Raw genomic sequence first — 19,979 nt, 5'->3', positions numbered from 1 at the left:
CCGACGACCAGTTCGATCGAGCACCGCTGTGCTCGCGGTGGGAACCGGCGGTGAGGGCCGGTTCCCACCAGCCCCGCCATCCCATCGCGCCCGATACGGGGCCACGTCCTCGGTCAGTAGGGAATGGGTTTGTTCGCCTCGGCCCAGCCGCGCTCGATATGGCCGCCGGGCGGGGGCGGGAACAGTCCACCGATCATCCAGGTGTCCCGGGGTACCTCGTTGATATTGAATTCGAGATGCAACCCGCGATCCAGGGTGTACGGGGCCATGAGGTCGTGCAGGCGCTCGCTCATGTGCTTGCGCAGATCGGGGTCGTCGAGTTGCCGTGCCAGATGGTCGATGGTGATCCGCACCGCGGGGATCGATACACCGCCGACGTAGAAGGAGTCGGCCGGGACCTCGTGGAAGAGCGCCACCGCGTAGAACTCCGGCAGCCCGAAGCGCGCGTAGTAAGCCGTGATGTCCTTGGCGAAGTTCTGTTTGTCCTCGGCCGTGAGGGTGTCGGCGGGGTGATAGATGTGCCACAGCGGCATGATGAACTCCCTTGGAAGAGACCGATTTTCAGCGACCGAACGGCAGTACGAGGCTCTCGACCGGGCCGGACAGCGCGGCCTTCACCTGCCTGGTGAAGTCGTCCACGAGCACCTCGGCCGCCCCCTGCTCCAGCCCGTCGGCGACCGCCGCCGCCACCTCGGCCGGACTGATCTTCGGCGCCGCGATGGCCTTCACCATGTCGGTGTCGGCGAACCCAAGATGCACACCGACCACCTGCGTACCCTGCCCCGCCAATTCGATCCGCAGGGAATTGGTGATCGACCAGAGAGCGGCCTTCGACGCGCCGTAGGCAGCCGCCCCAGAACTCCAGGACAGCACCGAGTGGATATCCACCAGCGCCCCACCACCGTTCGCGGCGAGGATCGGCGCGAAGGCCCGCGCGATCCGCAGCGGCCCGAAGACATTCGTCTCGAACGTCTCCACCACATCCGCCATCTCGGTCTGCAACAGCGGAGCCGGCCGCAGCACCCCCGCATTGTTCACCACAATGCTCACATCCCCGGCCCGCTCCGCGACCGCGGAAATCGAATCCGGATCGGTGACCTCCAGCTCGACCGGCACGATCCGCGGATCGTCACTCGACTCCGGCTTCCGCGCGCTCACGTACACCTTGGCCGCACCGCGGTCCAGAAACTCCCGGGCAAACGCACGGCCCAACCCGCGCTGCCCGCCCGTCACCAGGACATTCGCGCCCTCGATTGTCGTCATATCTACCTCCTGATTCACCGGCGGTCCCCCATCTGACTATATCTAACTATAGCCATCTTGGGCGAGCAGGTACAGGTCGCGGATCTGCTGTCGCCGGGGTGGGCATCGATCTCGCCGAGGCCGCCGCGAAACCACCTGGTCTCGCTATCTCGGGCCCGGACCGGACAGTAGCGACGAGCATCGCCGGCCAGGCACCCAGCGCAGCGCGACGATCCGGGCCCGAATCTGTTGCGGCGCAAGGCTGGCGACAAGATCAGGGAGCTCCCCGTGTCGGGAAGGGCAGAATTCCGCAGTGACAGCTTCCCGATCTCGATCGTCCAAGTCTGCTGGGCGCGTGGCGCTTTCGCGGTCTACAACCTGGAATGACCGCGATTTCCTGTCACACCCCTGTTCTAGCGTCAGGGAGGTGGAGAGGACACCGCGGTTCCGCGCTGCTCATCGGGCGGCGCTGGACCACACGCTGGAGCTGATCGCCGAATCACCGTGGGGCCGTGGCCTCGTGCTGCGCGGGAGTATCACCATGGCCGCGTGGGTCGGCGACAAGGCGAGGCCGCCGGCCGATCTGGACTGGATCGTCCCCGACCCGACCGATATCGCCTTCACCGATCCGGCCGACCCGTTCCCGTATGTCGACGACATGTCCTGGGTGCAGCACTGGCCCGAGGCCGCGTTCGGAGCGGTGACCGACGAGATGTGGGAGGACGAGCAGTTCGAGTCCTTCGGGCTGCGCCCGATCCTGCCGCCGGAGGGCCTGCACTGGGTGGACCCGGACGATTACAGCGAGAACCACACCTGGACTCCCCTGCTGGACAACCTGATCGAGACGATCCGGCAGCGACCCGCGACCCCGGCAGGCGTGGTCCTGAGCGCCGACGGTATCGACGACGCCGCGGACGGGAGCTATGCCCTCGACTACTACGACACCCCCGGCCTCAGGGTCCGGGTGCCCTGGTACACGACCGGCCCCGACGCGATGGCAGGCGAGGTCCACGTGGATTTCGCCGCCGACCAATCCCTCCCCGACTCGCCCGTCTGGACCCTCGTGCCACGCGGTGACGGCGGCGCGCCCACCCCCTGCGTCACGGCGAGCCCGGAGCTGTCCCTGGCATGGAAACTCCTGTGGCTGTTCACCGAATCCACCACGAACTCGGAGTACGTCGACCTCCGCGAAGGCGGCGCGGGCAAGGACCTCTACGACGCCGTGCTCCTGGCGGAGTCCCCGCGCATCCGGCTACCCCGGCCGCTGTTGCGCAGAGCCCTCGGCGCAGCAGCCGACGATTTCGAAGCCGATGACATCCTCACCTGGAACGTCCGCTGGGACACGTTCCGGCAGAACCATCCTGACGTCACCGGCAGCCTGCGCGAATGGCTCGAACGACTGGTCCGAGCGCTCACCCGAGCCGAGGCATAGATCTCCTCGAGAGGGGAACCGCGGGTCAGCGGATCAACAGGCGACCCGTTCGGGTGAACAGGGTGCCGCCTGCGGCGAGGGGTAGGAGTGCTGCGTCCAGGCCGGTGGTGTCGGCAGGGCGGTCGTCGGGGTAGGTGAGCACACTCTCCAGTGCGCGCGGGGCCGAGAGGGCGTCGTCGGTGATGGTGTCGGCGCCGAGTTCGAGGCGGTGACGCAGGAGTGGAGTGGCGCCGACGTCGGCGGTGAGCTCGCCGCTCCAGGAGCCGTGGTCCTCGCCGGTGCGGCCGATCTGGATACGTTCCCGAATGCGCAGGCGCGCACCCTCTTCCAGCCGGATGGTGGTGAAGGTGTCGTGCTCGGCGCCGCCCGCGACCACCGTCGGCTCGGGATCGACATCGAGTTCGCCGCCGGCGGCCACGTCGAAGTGCCAGTGCGCCACGGACTTCCGGGTCTCGCGCCCGGGCAGCGCGATGGTGGCGGCCACCGACCGGACCGTCAACCGTGCGCCCTCACCCACCGAGACGACGATGTCCAGCACGTCGCCGCCGAGGGGGGTGGCGGCGGTGCCGATGATATGCACCGTGTCCACACCGGTATGCCGTGCCGCCAGGCCGCCGACCGCGTGGATGTGCGGCAGCGTCCCGGCGGTCGCGGTGATGCGGAGCTCAGTGCGAATGGGCACTGCCCGCCGCCGCGTCCTGCGCGGCCGCCACACGCAGCTGCTCGCGCACCCAGGCCAGGACCGGCGTCGCGGCCGGGTCCTCGGTGAGGGAGGTGAACACGAACGGCCGGCCCTCGCGCACCTTGGTCGAATCCCGGTCCATGACGGCCAGATCCGCGCCGACCATGGGGGCCAGGTCGGTCTTGTTGATGACCAGCAGATCCGACCAGGTCACGCCCGGTCCGCCCTTGCGCGGCACCTTGTCACCACCGGCCACGTCGACCACGAAGATCTGCGCGTCGATCAGGCCGGAGGAGAACGTGGCGGTCAGATTGTCGCCGCCCGATTCGACCAGGATCAGATCCAGCGGCGGGTTCGCCTCGATCAGGTCGTCGATGGCGTCCAGGTTCGCGGTGATGTCGTCGCGGATCGCGGTGTGCGGGCAGCCGCCGGTCTGGACCGCGGTGATCCGCTCGTCGGGCAGCACCGCGTGCCGGCGCAGGAAGTCAGCGTCCTCGGTGGTGTAGATGTCGTTGGTCAGCACGGCCAGCGAGAGCTCGTCCCGCAGCTGCCGGCACAGGGCCGCGGTCAGCGCGGTCTTCCCCGACCCGACGGGCCCGCCGATCCCGATCCGCAGCGGCTCGCCCGGCGTCCGCTCCCGCTTGGGCCGGTCGTGGCTGTGGTCGTGTGGTTCCCCGTCGATGAGGTGAGGTGGCATGTGCGGCTCCTTTCACCCCCATCCTTGCCCAGCCACGTAAACCGGTTGTTACCAACCCGGCGACCGGCTAGGACGCGAACAGCGGCATGTCCCGCCGCAGGTGCCGCTCGGCGAGCACGTCCTGCAGTGGGTCGGAGAGCGCGGCAAGCGATTTCGCCGCCTGCCGCGCGGTGGCGTCGCACACCTCGGCGAGCCGGACGGTGCAGGCGGCGACCGCGGCGGGATCGAGGGCCAGCAGTCGCTGCGCGGCCGTCGCGGCCCCGGTCATGGTGGTGTAGACGGTAACAGCGGCGATGTCCTCGGGTGCGGCGTCGCACACCGTCCCGACCACCCCGAACACCGTGGACAGATGCGGCCGAGCGCCGAGCGCCCGCCAATCGGCCTGCGGCCAGACCTGTTTGGCCAGCCGCAGCAGCCCGCGCCCCTGCGCCCGCGACGCCGCCCGAGCCGCCGGCGACGGCGTCCGCGCGTCGGCCTCGAGTTCGGCGCGCCCCGGTTCGAGGGTCCCCGCGCAGACGGCGGCGGCCAGTGAGGCCGCCACCAGCCCGGAGGTACGGATGCGCCGCCGCAGGTAGAGCTCGACGCTCGCGACATCGCGCAGCAGACCCGAGGCGACCGCCTCCTCAACCCCGCCCGAATGCACGTGCCCGCCGATCGGCAGCCGGGAATCGGCGAGGGTGAGGAGGGTGGCCAGGCTCATCGCCGCACGTCCGGATAGCGCATGGCCCGATCCTAGGCCGTGCCGGGCCGCGTCCTCTCGGTTAGGTGAGCAGGCAGGGCGCCGAGGCCGAGATGCTCTTCAGGGCGCAGGTGAAGGAATTGAGCGCACCCGCGGAACCGGTCTCGGGGACCAGCCCGGCGACGGGGTTCACCGCGGCCGGTTCGGGGGCGGCGGGTTGCACCGACAGCGGAGCGGCCAGGGCCGGGGCCGCGCCGAGTCCGGAGCCGATGGCCGCGATCGCACAGGCTTTCAGCACAACGGTTTTCATGAATAGTCCTCTCTCACAGCAAGTTCACAGGAAGTGGAACGCAGCGAGACTAACCCGAAAGCCGCGAATGTGAAGGTGATTCGTTTCAAATTGCAGGGTGAATTCCTCGCCGCGGTCGGCGGACCCCACGCAAGAACACTTGACCTGAAGCATTGTTCAGGTTGCAGGCTTGGGGACACGTTCATTGCCGAGGCTAGGAGTTGCTGTGCGCGCCATCCGTCTTCACGAGTTCGGACCTGCCGAGAATCTACGGTACGAGACGGTCCCGGACCCTGAGCCCGGGCCCGGCCAGGTCCGGATCGCGGTCCGCGCGGCGGGGGTGCATCTGCTGGATACCGCACTGCGGCAGGGCTTCTCGGGATCGCCGACGCCGATCCCGGAACTGCCGACCATCCCCGGCCGGGAAGTGGCTGGGACGGTGGACCGGATCGGTTCCGGAGTGGACGACAGCTGGCTCGGCCGCGCGGTCGTCGCCCACATCGGACAGGTGCCGGGCGGATACGCGGAACTCACCGTGACCGAAGCCGAACGGCTGCACCCGATTCCGGCCGGTGTCGATGCCGGGGCCGCGGTCGCGATGATCGGCACCGGACGCACCACGCTCGGGATTCTCGGCTTCGCCGAGGTCAGTGCCGAGACCGTCGCCATCGTGCCCTCCGCGGCCGGTGGCATCGGCACCCTGCTGGTGCAGTACCTGGCTGCCGCGGGCGCGACCGTCATCGGACTCGCCGGCGGCAAGGCGAAGGCCGATCAGGTCTACGAGAACGGCGCTGATCTGGCGCTGGACTACCTGGATCCGGCATGGCCGGACGCGGTGCGCGCCCGCTACGGCGATCGCCCGGGCACCCTGCTGTTCGACGGTGTCGGCGGCGAGATCGCCCGCACCGCAGTCGATCTGCTCGGCGTGGGCGGCGTGCGACTGGTGTTCGGCTGGTCCGGCGGACAGATCGACCTCGACGAGCGGGCCCTCGCCGCACGCGGCATCACCTCGCAGGTCGTGCTCGGCCCGCCCATGCTCGAACGCGCGGGCGGCTTGCGCGCCTTGGAGACTCGCGCGCTGGCCGAGGCCGCCACCGGTCGTCTGCGCCCGGCCGTCCAGTCCTTCCCACTCGCGCAAGCCGCCGCCGCGCACCGGGCCCTGGAGTCGCGCGAGACGACCGGAAAAGTGGTGCTACTTCCCTGACCTGCGACCCATGCCGCGCTCCATGAACCGTTGCGCGGCCCCGCGCCGCAGATCCGAGAACGCCTGCACCGCACCGGTCCACCAGGGCGAGATCTCCAGCGGCCGCGCCACCACGGCGTGGCAGATGAGATCGGCAGCCTCGTCGGCGGTGAGCCCGGGCACGCCGGAGAAATCGGTGGGCGCGCTCATGCGGGTGTGCACCAGCGGCATGTACACCGAGGTGGTGGTGACACCGTCGGCGGCGATCTCCGTCGCCACGGTGCGCAACCAGATGTCGAAGGCGCCCTTGGACGCACCGTAGGCCGACCACCGCGGCGCGGGCGGCATGCGCAGTCCCCAGGTGGAGATGTTCACGATGTGCCCACGCCGGTGCTCGCGCATGCTCGGCAGCAGGGTGAGCAGCAGCCGCACGGGTCCGAGGTAGTTGACATCGATGGTGCGGGTGAAGTCGTGGAACCGGTCATAGGATTTGTCGATCGGGCGGCGAATCGACCGGCCCGCGTTGTTGATCATCACATCGACCCGGCCGTGCTCGGCCAGCACCCGCTGACCCAGGGCCTCGACGGCATCGAATTCGGTGATGTCCGACTGGTAGACGTGCGCGGTCCCGCCCGCTTCCCGGATCTCGGCGGCCACCCGTTCGAGGTCCTCCAGCGACCGCGCCACCAGCAGCACCGTCGCTCCCGCGGCCGCCAGTTTCCGCGCGGCCGCCTTGCCGATGCCGTGCGAGGCGCCGGTCACCAGGATGACCTCGCCGGACACGGACTCGCGCAGCGCCTTCTCGCGCGGCCGGGAGGTCGGATAGAAGAGTCTGGTCGCCACGCGTTCCGCCAACGGACGTCCGTTCGATCCGGCCGGTCGCGCACTGTTCGGAGCGTCTTGCTCAGCCACGTTTCCGAGCCTAACCGGCGGACCGGTACGTGATCGGGAACTGAGTGGAAATACCCTGGGCGCAGCCCACTTTCCGGCACCAGGATGGGAGGCGGTCTACGGGGGAAGGAATCCGTCATGTCGTATCGAGCGCCGGAAGAGCCGACGCCGGAACACGTCTCGATCCCGGGTTGGATCGCACGCGGCATCGTGCTGGTGCTGTTCGTGCCACCGCGGCTGGTGTGGGAGGCACTCACCCGGATACCGCGACTGATCGCCGCGGCATTCAGGCTGTTCGACGAGCATCTGGCGCGACCGCTGGCGATCTTGTTCCGGGACTGGGTCTTCCGCCCGCTGCGCAATTTCGTGCGCAACCATCTCTGGCACCTGCTGATCCAGCAGCTGCTGTTCGGCATGGTCCTCACCCCGATCGGGGCATTCCTGCTCGGCTATGTCCTGCGCCCGATCCAGCGCGCCATCGAGGAGTGGCTGTGGCGGCGGGTCCTGAAGCCGGGCATCCCGTGGATCTTCCGCACCGTGGTGAGACCGATCGCCGAGGCGATCGGGTGGACGCTGGCCATGGCGTGGAAGTGGCTGGTCGCCGTGCCGATCTCGGCCCTGTGGCGGCGAATCCTGCGGCCCGGCGGCCACTGGCTGCTGGTCACCGTGATCGAGCCGCTCGTCACCTGGCTGATCGTGTGGCCCGCGCAGCAGCTGTGGCGATGGGTGCTGCGTCCGCTGGTCTACGCGGTGATCGTGACGGTTGTCTTCGGCTGGCGAGTGGCCACCATCGTCGTCCACATCACGGTGGTGACCCCCTGCCGCTGCTTCAACCGCACTGTCCTGCAACCACTCTTCGCGGCCGTCGCCCGCGCCTGGCATGCCCTCGCGGGCCCGGTGCGCCAGGCGTATCAGCGGGTGGTCATGCCCTGGCGCGCCCGCATCACCGAGGTGTGGACCACCCTGTTCGGCTAGTGCGCGGAACCGGCGGGCACCGCTGCGCTGGTCGCCGGGGCGCCGGGCTTGGCGAAGAATGCCACCACGGCCATCGCGGCCAGCAGCACCGCACCGGTGGTGGTCGCCACGTGCATGCCGGTCACGAACGATTCGCGCGCCGATTCGACCAGGGCGGCATTGCCGCCGGCCTGGTCGACGGTCTCGCCCAGCGTCGCCCCGAAGTCCCCGCCGGAGCGGAAGACCAGGGCCGCCAGGGATCCCAGCAGCGCCAGGCCCAGCCCGTTGCCGAGTTCGAAGCTGGTCTCGGAGATACCGACCGCCGACCCGGCCCGCTCGGCCGGCACCGACGACACCGCCACCTCCGACACCAGCGTGAACGCGATGCCGAAGCCCGCGCCCGCGACCACGGAACCGGCGATGTACCAGCCGATCCCGCCGTCGACACCGACCCCGAGCAGCATGAGATTGCCCAGGGACGCCATGCTCAGCGCCAGCACGAAGGTGGTCTTGGTGCCGAGCCTGCGCCCGATCCGCGCGCCGCTCATCGAGAACACGAACACCACCACGGCCCCCGGAATCCCGAGCAGCGCCGACTGCAGCGCGTCGCGTCCGGTCACCGACTGCAGGTAGATGCTGGTCAGGTAGCTCATGCCGGCCAGCGCCAGCATGCCCGCCGTGCTGGAACCGATGGCCACCGAGAACAGCCCGCGCCGGAACAGGCTCAGATCCAGCAGCGGTTCGGCCAGCATCCGCTGCCGCCGGATGAACGCGGTCAGCAGCAGCACGCCGAGGATCCCGATGCCGACGGCCGGCAGGTCGAATCCCTCGGCCGCGCAATGCTTGACGGCGTACACGAGCGGCAGGATGCCGCCGATGGACAGCAATACGCTCACCCAGTCCAGGCGCCCGCGCCCGGCGTCGCGGTGCTCGGGCAGCAGCAGCGGACCGAAGGCCAGCAGCACCAGCAGCACCGGCGTATTGATGAGGAACACCGAGCCCCACCAGAAGTGATGCAGCAGGATGCCGCCGATGATGGGCCCGACCGCCGACCCGCCCGCGAAGAACGCGGTCCAGACGCCGATGGCGGTGGCCCGCGCGCGATCGTTCGGGAACAGCGTCGAGATGAGGGCCAGGCTGGACGGCAGCAGTGTCGCGCCGCCGATGCCCATGAGCGCCCGCGCCGCGATGAGCACGCCCGCGCTGGGTGCGAAAGCGGCCAGCGCCGAGGCGATTCCGAAGACCGTGGCACCGGCGAGCAGAATATTGCGGCGCCCGATGCGGTCGCCCAGATTGCCCATGGTGATGAGCAGTCCAGCGATCATGAAACCGTAGATGTCGAGGATCCAGAGCTGCTGTGTCGCGGACGGATCCAGGCTCTGGGTGAGGGTTGGCATGGCCAGGTAGAGCACCGACATGTCCATCGACACCAGCAGCACCGGCAGCAGCAGAACCGCCAGGCCCGCCCAGGCGCGGCGCGGCGTCTTCGCGTCGGGACGCGCGAGGGTACTCGTCATGACCTATCCTTCGGGCTGATTTCGGGCTTACAAGACAATGCGCGCGTACGTTGTACGCACGAGCGCGAGTACAGTGTACGCATCCCCTGCGCGGAAGGGAACAATTCGTCCGATGACCGAGGCCAAGCTCACCCGGGCCGCCATCGTCGACACCGCCATCACCCTGGCCGACGAGTCCGGACTGGATTCCCTGTCCATGCGCCGCATCGCCGATCGGATGAACTCCGGCGCCATGTCGCTGTACCGGCACATCCCCAACAAGGACACCCTGCTGGCGGCCATGACCGACGAGGTCTCGCGGCGCAACCCCTACCCGCCGGCCGAGGGCCAGGGCTGGACCTGGCGGGACCGGGTGCGGATCGCGGCCGAGGTGGATTGGCGTCTCTACCAGGAACATCCGTGGGTGCTGTTCACCTTCGCGGTGCCGCGCTACAACTTCGGCGAGCACAGTCTGGTGGTGCTGAGCTGGCTGGTCGAGGGCTTCGCCGAACTCGGCGTCGACACCCGGGAGGCGACCCGCATGTCACTGTCGGTGTGGAGCTACATCGCCGGGGTCGCACTGCAGGAGGTCAGCGCCCGGCTGCTGCAGGGCCGCGACAGCAGCGCCGACGAACGCTCCGGGCTCACCGCCCTGCTCGACGGCGACCCGCACTGGCCCACCCCGGCCCCGCTGGCCGATCTCGTCGGCACGGGCGACACCGCCCTGCTGAATCCGGAGCATCTGCTCGACACCGGTCTCACCGCACTGTGCGACGGCTTCGAGGCCCGCGCCGCTCACTGATCCGCCGGAATCACCATCACGGGCACCACCGCATGTCGTCGTCCGGCATCGCCCGCATCCTTGCATTGACTGCAATGTCGCAGGCGATGCCGTTGCGCAGCTTCTGCACGCAGATGGCGACAGCGTCTTGTGCCCCTGTTCGATCACCCGCAAGGCCATCCGGTCGCAGACCGTGCTATCCAGCGGGACCTCGGCGCCGGCCCATCGCCGGCCGGCCGAATCCTGCGGCGCTTCAGCCGTTGGATGATGCCGGTCGTGCTGATCGTGCTCGGGCTCTACATCATCGACCGTTCGGGCCTCGTGTTCGGCCAACCGCTGCTATGAGTCCATTCCGGTCGGTACTCTTCTATCGGAACGAGAGGCCGGTGAGCAGCGAGAGTTCCGGATACCGAGTCCAGGAATGGCATGGTCACCGACGCGTCGATGAACTCCCAGCGGTATCGCCGGAGCTGGGTATCACTACCAACGATTCTCCTTTTCCAGAGGTGAATGATGGCCAGGAAGTTCGAAGGGCATGTCGCCCTAGATATCCGTGACTCGGTCGCCGACTGGGGGCCGTACGCGGAGCCGACCGCGAAGCAGGGTGCGCCCAACGTGCTGTATCTCGTGTGGGACGACATCGGAATCGCTACCTGGGACTGCTACGGCGGTCTGGTCGACATGCCGAATATGAAGCGGATCGCCGATAGTGGCGTGCAGTTCACGCAGTTCCACACCACCGCACTGTGTTCGCCCACGCGTGCCTCGCTGCTGACCGGGCGAAATGCGTCATCGGTCGGCATGGCCACGATCGAGGAATTCAGCGATGGATTCCCGAGCCTGTCGGGGCGCATACCCGCCGACACCGCGTTGTGTTCGGAGGTGCTCGCCGAGCGCGGGTGGAACACCTACGCCGTCGGCAAATGGCACATGACGCCGCTCGAGGAGGAGAACCTCGCGGCGTCGAAGCGGCATTGGCCGCTGGGGCGCGGGTTCGAGCGGTTCTACGGCTTCCTGGGCGGCGAGGCCGACCAGTGGTATCCGAACCTGGTGTACGACAATCACCCGATCTCGCAGCCGTATCCGCCGGAGGACGGGTATCACCTGTCGAAGGATCTGGCCGACAAGTCGATCGAGTTCATTCGCGACGCAAAGGTGATCGCCCCCGACAAACCGTGGTTCATGTACCTGTGCCCGGGATGCGGGCATGCGCCGCACCACGTCGCGCACGAGTGGGCCGACAAATACCGCGGCCGGTTCGACATGGGCTACGAGAAGTATCGCGAGATAGTGCTGGAGAACCAGAAGCGCATGGGCCTGGTGCCGGAGAACACCGAGCTGTCACCCATGAACCCGTACATCAACGTCACCAGCGCCGACGGCAAGCCGTGGCCGGCGCAGGACACGGTACGGGCATGGGATTCGCTGTCCGACAACGAGAAACGGCTGTTCGCCCGGCAGGCGGAGGTGTTCGCCGGATTCCTGTCGTACACGGACGCGCAGATCGGCCGGTTGCTGGACTATCTCGAGGAGAGCGGCCAGCTCGACAACACCATCATCGTGGCCTTCTCGGACAACGGCGCCAGCGGTGAGGGCGGTCCGAACGGTTCGGTCAACGAGATGAAGTTCTTCAACGGCTACATCGACACGATCGAGGACAGTCTGGCCAAGCTCGACGAGCTGGGTTTGCCGACCACCTACAACCACTACAGCATCGGGTGGGCGATGGCCTTCAACACCCCGTACAAGCTGTACAAGCGGTATGCCTCGCACGAAGGCGGCATCGCCGATCCATGCGTGATGTCGTGGCCGGCCGGCATTCCGGCCCGCGGGGAGATCCGCCACCAGTACCTCAACGTCTGCGACATCACCCCCACCGTCTACGAACTGCTCGGCATCACACCGCCGGACACGGTGAAGAACGTGGAGCAGCGCCCCTTGGAGGGGGTCAGCTTCCGGGCCCTGTTCGAAGACGCCGACGCCGATGTCGGCAAGCACACCCAGTTCTATTCGATGCTGGGCACGCGCGGCATCTGGCATCGCGGGTGGTTCGCCGACACCGTGCACGCGGCATGCCCGTCCGGCTGGGGGCATTTCGACAAGGACCGCTGGGAACTGTTCCATCTCGAACAGGACCGCAGCCAGATGCACGACCTGGCCGAGGTCCATCCCGAGAAACTGGAGGAATTGAAGGCACTGTGGTTCTCGGAGGCCGAGAAATACAACGGGATGCCGCTCAACGATCTCGACATCGTCTCCGCGATGGTGCGCTATCGCCCGACCTATGCCAAAGGCCTGGACCGGGCCGTCTACTACCCGGACAGCGCGGAGGTCGGACCGGGCGCGGCGCTCGAGATTCTGGGACGCTCGTTCGCACTGCTGGCCGAGACGACGATCACCAGCCCGGACGCGGAGGGAGTGCTGTTCGCCCACGGTGGGCGCCTCGGCGGGCACGCCTTGTTCGTCCAGGACGGTCACCTGTGCTACATCTACAACTTCCTCGGCGAGGAGGAACAGGCCATCGTCTCCGACCGCCGGGTGCCGCTCGGCGATCACATCCTCGGGGTGCGGTACGAACGGCACGGCACCCGGCCCGACCACTTCACGCCGACGGGTGAGGCTGTCCTCTACATCGATGAGAACCCCGTGGGTTCACTCGATGACATGCGGATCCAGCCGACCGTGTTCTCCGGTGTCGGGGAGGGCGTCCGGGTCGGCCGGGACACCGGTCAGTCCGTTTCGGCGCGGTACCGGTCACCGTTCCCGTTCACCGGTGGGACGATGCACCAGGTCATCGAGGACGTGAGCGGAAAGCCGTACCAGGATCTGGAAATGGCTGCGGCCGCGGCCTTTTCGCGCGATTGAGGCGAGCACCCATGGCCACTGCGATCCGCGCACAGGTCCACCGCGGCATGGTCCGGATAGCCGGTGGCGATTTCGGCATGGGTTCGGATGATTTCTTCCCCGAGGAGCGGCCGGTGCATCGGGTGCGAGTCGATTCGTTCTGGATCGACCCGCACCCGGTGACCAACGCCGCCTTCCGGCGATTCGTGAAGCAAACCGGTTACATCACTGTCGCCGAACGCATTCCGGCGGCCGAGGATTACCCGGATGCGGAGCCGGCGGACCTGACGCCGGGCGCGCTGGTGTTCCGGCCCACCTCGGGTCCGGTGTCGTTGGACAACTGGCGCCGCTGGTGGCGCTACGTTCCGGGAGCCGACTGGCGCCATCCGCACGGGCCAGGCAGTACGCTCGACGGGCTCGACCGTCACCCCGTCACCCAGGTGGCCTACGAGGACGCCGCGGCCTACGCGGCCTGGGCCGGCAAAGAGCTACCCACGGAGGCGGAATGGGAGTACGCGGCCCGCGGCGGACTCGATTCGGCGACCTACGCCTGGGGCGACGAATTCGAACCCACCGGCCGGCGCCTGGCCAATGTCTGGGTCGGCGCCTTCCCCTGGAAGTTCCATCCCGGCCGAGGGCAGACGTCCACGCCCGGCACCACGGCGATCGGCACCTATTCGCCCAACGGTTACGGGCTGTACGACGTGACCGGCAACGTGTGGGAGTGGACAGTCGACTTCTTTCGCCCCGGGCACTCGGCGTCGTCCTGTTGCGCGCCACGCAACCCACGGGTGGACACACCCGAAGTCGAAGCGGCGCAACGCTTTCCGCGTCGGGTGGTCAAGGGTGGCTCATATCTGTGCGCGGCCGACTACTGTCTGCGCTACCGCCCGGCCGCCCGGCAGGGGCAGACCGAGGACACCGCCACCTGCCATCTCGGATTCCGTTGTGTCGTGCGCGACGAAGGCCCGTGACGAGTGATGTGGCAGAAGCGAATCCGCTGATCAGTTCTCGATATCGCCGTCGAGGTAGACCCACGCCCCGTGGTCCCGGCGGAAGCGGCTGTTCTCGTGCAGTTGTCCCGCCCTGCCGTGGGCGCGGTAGTGGGCACGGAACTCCACCGTGCCCTCGGTGTGGAACGGCCCCCCGCCGGTCGTGCCGAGGATCTCGAGCCGGTCCCAGCGCAGTCCCGGGTCGAAATCCACGTCGGCGGGCCGGGTTTCAGGGGCCCAGCTGCGCAGCAGATACGCCTCGTCCCGCACCGCGAAGGCGCTGAAGCGCGACCGCATGAGCTGTTCGGCGGTACCCGCACTGACCTCGCCGCGATGCAGGCGCCCGCAGCAGTCGGCATAGGCGGCGGGCAGCCCGCACGGGCAGTCCTCGGGCACGGGACGGGGGGCGCGGCGCTTCGACATGGGCTCAAGCGTAGAAGCTGCGTCCGGTGGGTCCACCGGACACCGACCAGACTTCGACGATCCGCCCGTTCTCGAATCGCAGGATGTCGGTACCGCTGATGTCGCGCACGACGGTGCCGTCCGGATCGACGACCCGGGCCCCGTAGGGCTGGGCGATCAATCCGGTTCGGCCGTCGATCAGGTCGACGACGGGCACGCCCTGCGGCTCGTACTCCAGGCCCGGCCGCTCGGCGCGGAAGGCGTCGACGACGGCGGCGAGGGCCGCGGGGTCGTGGACGTCGTCGAAGACGGTCGCGCCTGGCTGGGCGTAGCGGAGGGTGAATTCGGGGGCCATGATCTCGCCGGCGATGGCGAGGTCACCGTTCCAGAGGGCGGCCCAGCGGTTGTACAGATCGATGGCGTAGTCGCGCATCCCCACTCCCATAGTCTCATTGATACGGTATGACGGGAATGAAGGTATAGTCTCATCGATACCGTGTCAACCCGAGAGGAGTTGCCGAATGCACGACCTCGGCCCGCAGGACCACATCGTGCTGGGCCTCATCGCCCGGCACGGCCCGCTGACGCCCTACGACCTGAAGGCCCGCCTCGAGGAGAGCGTCGACAAGTTCTGGCCCATCCCGCACGCCCAGCTCTATCGCGTCCCGCCGCGCCTGGCCGAGCAGGGCCTGCTGCACGAGGAGGCCGAGGAGAGCGGACGCCGCCGCCGCGTCTTCCACCTCACCGCCGCCGGCCGCGCCGAGCTCACCCGCTGGCTCGGCGACCCGACCTCGCCGCCGCCGGAGACCCGCGATCCCGCGCAGCTGAAACTGTTCTTCGCCGACCTCGGCGAGCCCGGTGACGTGGTGGCGCTGGCCCGCAATCAGGCCGCCGAGCATCGCGGCTGGCTGGAGCTGTACCGGACGCTCTACGACGAGATCGATCCGGACGACAGCGAGCGCGCGACCTCACGCGCCCGCGTGCTGCGGCTGGGCATCATGCACGAGCAGGCGTACGTGGACTACTGGGAGGAGTTGGCCGCGAACCCGGGCGAAACGCCCGGTTCGCGAGCGTGATCGCCCACAGGGCAGGTGACAGTGACTGCCCCGCAGGGCATTACGACGCGTGCACGACCGGGAGCACCGGACTGGCCGACACGGTGGTGGAGACCCCGGCCCGCTGGTTCCGACCGGGGTCGGCGGTGGCCGGATGCTCGCCGCGGTAGATGACGACGGCGAGCACACCCACCGTCCCGACCAGCGCGACGACCGGCGCGGCCACGAACACGGCCGAGCGCAACCGCTCGAGTGCGCCGGGTCGATGGCCGGATTCCGGCGGGGCCGCGAAGGCGGGCGGCGGATAGGTCGAGCCGTACGGGTCCGTCATGCGTACGACCGTATTGTCGACACCCGCCGGATGACAAGCAAACGTGCAGCAAATTTTCCGGGACAGGGCGGACCGGGCAGAGTATGCCCAGTTCGCCCTCCGTTCAGTGACGTGAAACTCAGTCGTCCTCGCCCAGCACGACCGCGTAAGCGAAACCGTCCCAACCCTTTCCGCCGACGGTCTGCAGTACGGTCCCGTCCAATCGTGGCTCGGCGGCGATCAATTCGATGACCTCCCGGCTGGCCCGCACCGCCGCATCCGCCGACGCCGCGTCGGCGATGCCGCCATTGCGCACCACATTGTCGACGATGATCACCGACCCGGGCCGGGTCAGCCGCAGCGCCCACCGCACATAGTTGGCGTTGTTGACCTTGTCGGCATCGATGAAGACCAGATCGAACGGTTCCGGCTGCTCCTCGGCCAGCACCGGCAGCGAGTCCAGCGCCGCGCCGACCCGGATGTCGACCCGCTCCCCCACCCCCGCGCGATCCAGATTGTGGCGCGCCACCTCGGCGTGCTTCGGCTGGTATTCGAGGGTCACCACCCGGCCGGCCTTCCCGACGGCCCGCGCCAGCCAGGTGGTGCTGTATCCACCCAGCGTGCCGACCTCGAGTACGCGCCGCGCCCGCACGGATTTCGCGATCAGATACAGGAACTTGCCCTGCGGCGGCGAGACGTCGATGGCGGGCAGTCCGGCCTCCGCGTTCGCCCGCAAGGTTTCCGAATCCTCGTCTCCCACCAGGGTTTCGACGAGATAGCGATCAACTTCGGCCCAATCGGCGGTCGTCATATCCGAAGTCTGCCACCGCCTCCGGCGCACTCCCAGCATTGCGCTCACGCCGAGAGATTTCCCACTCGGGAGCCGGGCTCGGTGCCGGGCGCGCGCTCGCCGCGCCCGGCGCCGGCTCCGTTCAGAACAGGAAGTACCGCTGTGCCATGGGCAGTTCGGTGGCGGGCTGTTCGGCCCACACCTCCCCGTCGATCCGGACGGTGAAGGTGTCCGGCTCCACCTCGATGCGGGGCATGGCGTCGTTGTTGGGGAGGTCGGCCTTGGTGCGGCTGCGAACATTGGCCACCGGCACCAGTTTCCGGTTCACCCGCAGCCGGTTCGCGAGGCCGTCCTCGATGGCCTGCTCGGACACGAAGTGCAGCGAGGTTCCCGCCGCCACGCTCGGCGCCGCCCCGAACATCGGACGCGGCAGTACCGGCTGCGGAGTGGGGATGGACGCGTTGGCGTCGCCCATGGCGGCCCAGGCGATCGCGCCGCCCTTGATGACCGCGTGCGGGCGGACCCCGAAGAAGGCGGGCTCCCACAGCACCAGGTCGGCCAGTTTGCCCACTTCGACGGAGCCGATCTCGGCGTCGAGGCCGTGTGTCACCGCCGGGCAGATGGTGTATTTCGCGACGTAGCGCCGCACGCGATTGTTGTCGGCCGCGCCGTCGCCGGGCAGCGCGCCGCGACGGCGCTTCATGACGTGCGCGGTCTGCCAGGTGCGCATGACCACCTCGCCGATGCGGCCCATGGCCTGTGCGTCACTGCCGATCATGGAGATCGCGCCCAGATCGTGCAGCAAATCCTCGGCCGCGATGGTGGAGGGCCGGATCCGGCTCTCCGCGAAGGCCAGATCCTCCGGAATGGACGGGCTCAGGTGATGGCACACCATGAGCATGTCCAGATGCTCGTCGAGGGTGTTGATGGTGTGCGGCCGCGTCGGGTTGGTGGAGCTGGGCAGCACATTGAGATGCGAAGCGACCGTGATGATGTCGGGTGCGTGCCCGCCGCCCGCACCCTCGGTGTGATACGAGTGGATGGCCCGGCCCCGGATGGCGGCCAGGGTGTCCTCCACGAATCCGGCCTCGTTCAAGGTGTCCGAGTGCAGCGCCACCTGCACGCCGGAGGCGTCGGCCACGGTGAGGCAGTGGTCGATGGCGGCCGGGGTGGTGCCCCAGTCCTCGTGCAGTTTGAAACCGCCCGCGCCGCCGCGCAATTGCTCCCACAGCGCGTCCTCGCGCACGGTATTGCCCTTGCCCAGCAGCAGGATGTTCACCGGCCAGGAGTCGGTGGACTCCAGCATGCGGGCCAGATGCCAGGCGCCCGGAGTGACAGTGGTGGCCTTGGAGCCCTCGGCCGGTCCGGTGCCGCCGCCGACAAGGGTGGTGATGCCGCCGGCCATGGCCTCGTCGAGGATCTGCGGGCAGATGAAGTGCACGTGGCAGTCGATCGCGCCCGCGGTGACGATGCGCCCGTTGCCGGCGATGATCTCCGTCGAGGGCCCGACCACCAGGTCCGGGTGCACCCCGCTCATGGTGTCGGGGTTGCCCGCCTTGCCGATGCCGATGATGCGGCCGTCACGGATGCCGATGTCGGCCTTGATGATTCCCCAGTAGTCGACGATCACCACGCCGGTGATGACGGTATCGGGGGTGCCCTCGGCGCGGGTGGCGCGGGCCTGGCCCATGGATTCGCGCAGCACCTTGCCGCCACCGAAGACGGCCTCGTCACCGGCGAGACCCGGTCCGCCGCTGCGGTCCTCGGTGATCTCGATGAGCAGATCGGTGTCCGCCAGGCGGATTCGGTCGCCGGCGGTGGGCCCGAACAGTTCGGCGTAGCGGGCGCGGGACAGTTCGGCCATCAGGCATCCAGCTTTCCGGGTGGGGTGAGGCTGATTCCGTGCACCTCGCGGTCGCCGCCCAGCGGGACCAGCGAAACCCGCTGCCCCAGACCGGGTTCGAAGCGCACCGCGGTGCCGGCGGGAATGTCGAGGCGGTGGCCGTGGGCGGCCGCGCGGTCGAATTCCAGGGCGGTATTGGCCTGCGGGAAGTGCACGTGCGAGCCGACCTGAACCGGCCGGTCACCGGTATTGACCACGTCCAGTTCGATGCGTTGCGCGCCCGCGTTGAGCTCGATCGCGCCTTCGGCACAGAGGTATTCGCCGGGAATCATGGCCGTCATCCGATCGGGTGGTGGACGGTGACGAGCTTGGTGCCGTCCGGGAAAGTGGCCTCGACCTGAACGTCGTGGATCATCTCCGGGATGCCGTCCATGACGTCGTCGCGGGTGAGCACGGTGCGGCCCGAGGCCATCAGCTCGGCGACGGTGCGGCCGTCGCGCGCCCCCTCGAGCACGTGATCGGTGATGATCGCGATCGCTTCCGGGTGGTTCAGTTTGAGTCCACGGGCCTGTCGCCGCCGGGCCAGCTCGGCCGCGTAACTCAGCAGCAGGCGCTCCTGCTCGTGCGGCGACAGTCGCATTCGGACTCCTCGTCGAATTGCGGGGACGGATCGTCGGTCATTCTGGCACGACCTGCGTTACCAGCATGTTTCGGTGATATCCGATCCGTGGACGACGAGTTCCGGCGCGGCGATTCCGGTTCCGCGCCTTCAGTTCTGAGGGTTGAGGTTCTGCAGCCGGACCTGACCGCGCGCCACCGTCCGGTCCTGTTCGTCGGTGATCACCACCTGCCACAGCTGCTGCGAACGCCCGCGATGGATCGGGCTCGCGACACCGGTCAGCTTGCCCTCCCGCACCGCGCGCAGGAAGTCGGTGTTGTTGTTGACGCCCACCACGGTCCCGCGATCGCCGAGCCAGGCGCCGGCGGCCACGCTGGCGAGGGTCTCGATGACCGTGCAGTACACACCGCCGTTGACGATCCCCGCCGGCTGATACTGCTGCGGCGTCACCACCCACTCCGCGGCCACCCCGTCACCGCTCAGCGCGGTGAACTTCAGTCCCAGCAGGTCGGTGAAGGTGCCCTCGCTGAGCTTGTTCATCAGCTCCGGGGTGATATCGGCCAGGGACTTGATCGAGGAGAAGTCGTCGCTCATGGCTCCACGTTCGCACGCGGGATCTTGGTCCGGACCGCCGGGTCGGCACCACCGGTTGTCTAGTTAGGTAAGCCTGACCTATACTGGTTTCGGCGTCAGGATCGAGCGAGGCCCCGAGGGCTGCGGTGGCCCCGATCCCCTGCCGGTGGTGGGGGTAGCCCAGTCGCACACACCCACCACCAAAAGAAAGGGAATGTTCTGTAT

Annotated in this window: 24 protein-coding genes; 8 read left to right on the top strand and 16 right to left on the bottom strand. The window is 68.4% G+C overall.

Annotated features, from left to right (window positions below):
- Nucleotides 1–113: 113 nt before the first annotated feature.
- Together ACFXKA_RS08820 and ACFXKA_RS08815 are read right to left on the bottom strand one after the other, a co-directional pair.
- Nucleotides 114–533 (bottom strand): tautomerase family protein, encoded by a 420-nt coding sequence (locus ACFXKA_RS08820; protein ID WP_354831903.1) that lies wholly within the window; start codon nucleotides 531–533, stop codon nucleotides 114–116.
- Between the two features lie 28 nt (nucleotides 534–561).
- Nucleotides 562–1,263, bottom strand: a complete 702-nt coding sequence (locus tag ACFXKA_RS08815; protein WP_354831900.1) for an SDR family oxidoreductase — start codon at nucleotides 1,261–1,263, stop codon at nucleotides 562–564.
- Between the two features lie 406 nt (nucleotides 1,264–1,669).
- Between ACFXKA_RS08815 and ACFXKA_RS08810 the strand changes: the two genes are divergently transcribed.
- A complete protein-coding gene (locus ACFXKA_RS08810) occupies nucleotides 1,670–2,674 on the top strand; it encodes a nucleotidyl transferase AbiEii/AbiGii toxin family protein (protein ID WP_379426705.1) in 1,005 nt (334 codons plus the stop codon).
- Between the two features lie 25 nt (nucleotides 2,675–2,699).
- Here ACFXKA_RS08810 and ACFXKA_RS08805 read toward each other — a convergent pair whose 3' ends face one another.
- From ACFXKA_RS08805 to ACFXKA_RS08790, 4 genes are all read right to left on the bottom strand, one after another.
- A complete protein-coding gene (locus ACFXKA_RS08805; RefSeq protein ID WP_379426917.1) occupies nucleotides 2,700–3,350 on the bottom strand; it encodes an urease accessory protein UreD in 651 nt (216 codons plus the stop codon).
- Complete coding sequence (ureG, locus tag ACFXKA_RS08800) at nucleotides 3,340–4,053, bottom strand: urease accessory protein UreG (protein WP_379426704.1); 714 nt, start codon at nucleotides 4,051–4,053, stop codon at nucleotides 3,340–3,342. Before ureG ends, ACFXKA_RS08805 begins: the two co-directional genes overlap by 11 nt.
- A gap of 67 nt (nucleotides 4,054–4,120) precedes the next feature.
- On the bottom strand, nucleotides 4,121–4,753 hold the full coding sequence (locus ACFXKA_RS08795) for an urease accessory protein UreF (RefSeq protein ID WP_379426703.1): 633 nt from the start codon (nucleotides 4,751–4,753) through the stop codon (nucleotides 4,121–4,123).
- Nucleotides 4,754–4,814: 61 nt separating this feature from the next.
- A complete protein-coding gene (locus tag ACFXKA_RS08790) occupies nucleotides 4,815–5,042 on the bottom strand; it encodes a hypothetical protein (RefSeq protein WP_354831890.1) in 228 nt (75 codons plus the stop codon).
- A gap of 205 nt (nucleotides 5,043–5,247) precedes the next feature.
- Between ACFXKA_RS08790 and ACFXKA_RS08785 the strand changes: the two genes are divergently transcribed.
- Nucleotides 5,248–6,225: a zinc-binding dehydrogenase gene (locus ACFXKA_RS08785; RefSeq protein ID WP_379426702.1), complete on the top strand. Its 978-nt coding sequence runs from the start codon at nucleotides 5,248–5,250 to the stop codon at nucleotides 6,223–6,225.
- On the opposite strand, the gene ACFXKA_RS08780 is transcribed toward ACFXKA_RS08785, so the two are convergent.
- Nucleotides 6,214–7,116, bottom strand: coding sequence for an SDR family NAD(P)-dependent oxidoreductase (locus ACFXKA_RS08780; protein WP_379426701.1), 903 nt, complete (start codon nucleotides 7,114–7,116; stop codon nucleotides 6,214–6,216). The genes ACFXKA_RS08785 and ACFXKA_RS08780 overlap by 12 nt on opposite strands.
- Before the next feature lie 117 nt (nucleotides 7,117–7,233).
- On the opposite strand from ACFXKA_RS08780, the gene ACFXKA_RS08775 reads away from it, so the two are divergent.
- Nucleotides 7,234–8,070, top strand: a complete 837-nt coding sequence (locus tag ACFXKA_RS08775; protein ID WP_379426700.1) for a hypothetical protein — start codon at nucleotides 7,234–7,236, stop codon at nucleotides 8,068–8,070.
- On the opposite strand, the gene ACFXKA_RS08770 is transcribed toward ACFXKA_RS08775, so the two are convergent.
- On the bottom strand, nucleotides 8,067–9,566 hold the full coding sequence (locus tag ACFXKA_RS08770) for an MFS transporter (protein ID WP_379426699.1): 1,500 nt from the start codon (nucleotides 9,564–9,566) through the stop codon (nucleotides 8,067–8,069). The genes ACFXKA_RS08775 and ACFXKA_RS08770 overlap by 4 nt on opposite strands.
- A 112-nt stretch (nucleotides 9,567–9,678) precedes the next feature.
- Here ACFXKA_RS08770 and ACFXKA_RS08765 point away from each other — a divergent pair, with 112 nt between their 5' ends.
- The 4 genes from ACFXKA_RS08765 to ACFXKA_RS08750 all read left to right on the top strand — a co-directional run bounded on the left by ACFXKA_RS08765 (nucleotide 9,679) and on the right by ACFXKA_RS08750 (nucleotide 14,144).
- Nucleotides 9,679–10,347, top strand: a complete 669-nt coding sequence (locus tag ACFXKA_RS08765) for a TetR/AcrR family transcriptional regulator (protein WP_379426698.1) — start codon at nucleotides 9,679–9,681, stop codon at nucleotides 10,345–10,347.
- Nucleotides 10,348–10,476: 129 nt separating this feature from the next.
- Nucleotides 10,477–10,671 (top strand): hypothetical protein, encoded by a 195-nt coding sequence (locus ACFXKA_RS08760; protein WP_379426697.1) that lies wholly within the window; start codon nucleotides 10,477–10,479, stop codon nucleotides 10,669–10,671.
- 168 nt (nucleotides 10,672–10,839) lie between these two features.
- Nucleotides 10,840–13,191, top strand: a complete 2,352-nt coding sequence (locus ACFXKA_RS08755; protein ID WP_379426696.1) for an arylsulfatase — start codon at nucleotides 10,840–10,842, stop codon at nucleotides 13,189–13,191.
- A gap of 11 nt (nucleotides 13,192–13,202) precedes the next feature.
- On the top strand, nucleotides 13,203–14,144 hold the full coding sequence (locus ACFXKA_RS08750) for a formylglycine-generating enzyme family protein (RefSeq protein ID WP_379426695.1): 942 nt from the start codon (nucleotides 13,203–13,205) through the stop codon (nucleotides 14,142–14,144).
- A gap of 30 nt (nucleotides 14,145–14,174) precedes the next feature.
- Here the strand turns inward: ACFXKA_RS08750 and ACFXKA_RS08745 are convergent, their stop codons facing one another.
- Together ACFXKA_RS08745 and ACFXKA_RS08740 are read right to left on the bottom strand one after the other, a co-directional pair.
- Entirely contained in the window at nucleotides 14,175–14,585 is a 411-nt protein-coding gene (locus ACFXKA_RS08745; protein WP_379426694.1) for a YchJ family protein, read from the bottom strand.
- Nucleotides 14,586–14,589: 4 nt separating this feature from the next.
- Complete coding sequence (locus ACFXKA_RS08740; RefSeq protein ID WP_379426693.1) at nucleotides 14,590–15,009, bottom strand: nuclear transport factor 2 family protein; 420 nt, start codon at nucleotides 15,007–15,009, stop codon at nucleotides 14,590–14,592.
- Between the two features lie 76 nt (nucleotides 15,010–15,085).
- Between ACFXKA_RS08740 and ACFXKA_RS08735 the strand changes: the two genes are divergently transcribed.
- Nucleotides 15,086–15,640, top strand: a complete 555-nt coding sequence (locus ACFXKA_RS08735; RefSeq protein ID WP_379426692.1) for a PadR family transcriptional regulator — start codon at nucleotides 15,086–15,088, stop codon at nucleotides 15,638–15,640.
- 40 nt (nucleotides 15,641–15,680) lie between these two features.
- On the opposite strand, the gene ACFXKA_RS08730 is transcribed toward ACFXKA_RS08735, so the two are convergent.
- The 6 genes from ACFXKA_RS08730 to ACFXKA_RS08705 all read right to left on the bottom strand — a co-directional run bounded on the left by ACFXKA_RS08730 (nucleotide 15,681) and on the right by ACFXKA_RS08705 (nucleotide 19,775).
- Nucleotides 15,681–15,950, bottom strand: coding sequence for a hypothetical protein (locus tag ACFXKA_RS08730; protein ID WP_354831860.1), 270 nt, complete (start codon nucleotides 15,948–15,950; stop codon nucleotides 15,681–15,683).
- A 118-nt stretch (nucleotides 15,951–16,068) separates the two neighbouring features.
- Complete coding sequence (locus ACFXKA_RS08725; RefSeq protein WP_379426691.1) at nucleotides 16,069–16,740, bottom strand: O-methyltransferase; 672 nt, start codon at nucleotides 16,738–16,740, stop codon at nucleotides 16,069–16,071.
- 121 nt (nucleotides 16,741–16,861) lie between these two features.
- Nucleotides 16,862–18,583, bottom strand: a complete 1,722-nt coding sequence (locus ACFXKA_RS08720; protein ID WP_379426690.1) for an urease subunit alpha — start codon at nucleotides 18,581–18,583, stop codon at nucleotides 16,862–16,864.
- Nucleotides 18,583–18,894 carry an urease subunit beta gene (locus ACFXKA_RS08715; protein ID WP_379426916.1) on the bottom strand — a complete coding sequence of 104 codons (312 nt, stop codon included), beginning with the start codon at nucleotides 18,892–18,894 and terminating at the stop codon, nucleotides 18,583–18,585. The genes ACFXKA_RS08720 and ACFXKA_RS08715 overlap by 1 nt, the downstream gene beginning before the upstream one ends.
- A gap of 5 nt (nucleotides 18,895–18,899) precedes the next feature.
- Nucleotides 18,900–19,202, bottom strand: a complete 303-nt coding sequence (locus ACFXKA_RS08710; protein ID WP_326310528.1) for an urease subunit gamma — start codon at nucleotides 19,200–19,202, stop codon at nucleotides 18,900–18,902.
- Nucleotides 19,203–19,331: 129 nt separating this feature from the next.
- Entirely contained in the window at nucleotides 19,332–19,775 is a 444-nt protein-coding gene (locus tag ACFXKA_RS08705; RefSeq protein ID WP_364617965.1) for a PaaI family thioesterase, read from the bottom strand.
- Between the last annotated feature and the right edge of the window lie 204 nt (nucleotides 19,776–19,979).

Source organism: Nocardia sp. NPDC059228 (assembly GCF_042754245.1).
Lineage (GTDB): Bacteria > Actinomycetota > Actinomycetes > Mycobacteriales > Mycobacteriaceae > Nocardia.
This window is presented reverse-complemented; position numbering and strand designations above follow the sequence as displayed.

Coding starts and splice junctions, on each gene's coding strand:
- ACFXKA_RS08820 (WP_354831903.1), bottom strand. CDS start 533: ATGCCGCTGTGGCACATCTATCACCCCGCCGACACCCTCACGGCCGAG.
- ACFXKA_RS08815 (WP_354831900.1), bottom strand. CDS start 1,263: ATGACGACAATCGAGGGCGCGAATGTCCTGGTGACGGGCGGGCAGCGC.
- ureG (WP_379426704.1), bottom strand. CDS start 4,053: ATGCCACCTCACCTCATCGACGGGGAACCACACGACCACAGCCACGAC.
- ACFXKA_RS08795 (WP_379426703.1), bottom strand. CDS start 4,753: ATGAGCCTGGCCACCCTCCTCACCCTCGCCGATTCCCGGCTGCCGATC.
- ACFXKA_RS08790 (WP_354831890.1), bottom strand. CDS start 5,042: ATGAAAACCGTTGTGCTGAAAGCCTGTGCGATCGCGGCCATCGGCTCC.
- ACFXKA_RS08775 (WP_379426700.1), top strand. CDS start 7,234: ATGTCGTATCGAGCGCCGGAAGAGCCGACGCCGGAACACGTCTCGATC.
- ACFXKA_RS08770 (WP_379426699.1), bottom strand. CDS start 9,566: ATGACGAGTACCCTCGCGCGTCCCGACGCGAAGACGCCGCGCCGCGCC.
- ACFXKA_RS08765 (WP_379426698.1), top strand. CDS start 9,679: ATGACCGAGGCCAAGCTCACCCGGGCCGCCATCGTCGACACCGCCATC.
- ACFXKA_RS08755 (WP_379426696.1), top strand. CDS start 10,840: ATGGCCAGGAAGTTCGAAGGGCATGTCGCCCTAGATATCCGTGACTCG.
- ACFXKA_RS08750 (WP_379426695.1), top strand. CDS start 13,203: ATGGCCACTGCGATCCGCGCACAGGTCCACCGCGGCATGGTCCGGATA.
- ACFXKA_RS08745 (WP_379426694.1), bottom strand. CDS start 14,585: ATGTCGAAGCGCCGCGCCCCCCGTCCCGTGCCCGAGGACTGCCCGTGC.
- ACFXKA_RS08740 (WP_379426693.1), bottom strand. CDS start 15,009: ATGGGAGTGGGGATGCGCGACTACGCCATCGATCTGTACAACCGCTGG.
- ACFXKA_RS08735 (WP_379426692.1), top strand. CDS start 15,086: ATGCACGACCTCGGCCCGCAGGACCACATCGTGCTGGGCCTCATCGCC.
- ACFXKA_RS08730 (WP_354831860.1), bottom strand. CDS start 15,950: ATGACGGACCCGTACGGCTCGACCTATCCGCCGCCCGCCTTCGCGGCC.
- ACFXKA_RS08725 (WP_379426691.1), bottom strand. CDS start 16,740: ATGACGACCGCCGATTGGGCCGAAGTTGATCGCTATCTCGTCGAAACC.
- ACFXKA_RS08720 (WP_379426690.1), bottom strand. CDS start 18,583: ATGGCCGAACTGTCCCGCGCCCGCTACGCCGAACTGTTCGGGCCCACC.
- ACFXKA_RS08715 (WP_379426916.1), bottom strand. CDS start 18,894: ATGATTCCCGGCGAATACCTCTGTGCCGAAGGCGCGATCGAGCTCAAC.
- ACFXKA_RS08710 (WP_326310528.1), bottom strand. CDS start 19,202: ATGCGACTGTCGCCGCACGAGCAGGAGCGCCTGCTGCTGAGTTACGCG.
- ACFXKA_RS08705 (WP_364617965.1), bottom strand. CDS start 19,775: ATGAGCGACGACTTCTCCTCGATCAAGTCCCTGGCCGATATCACCCCG.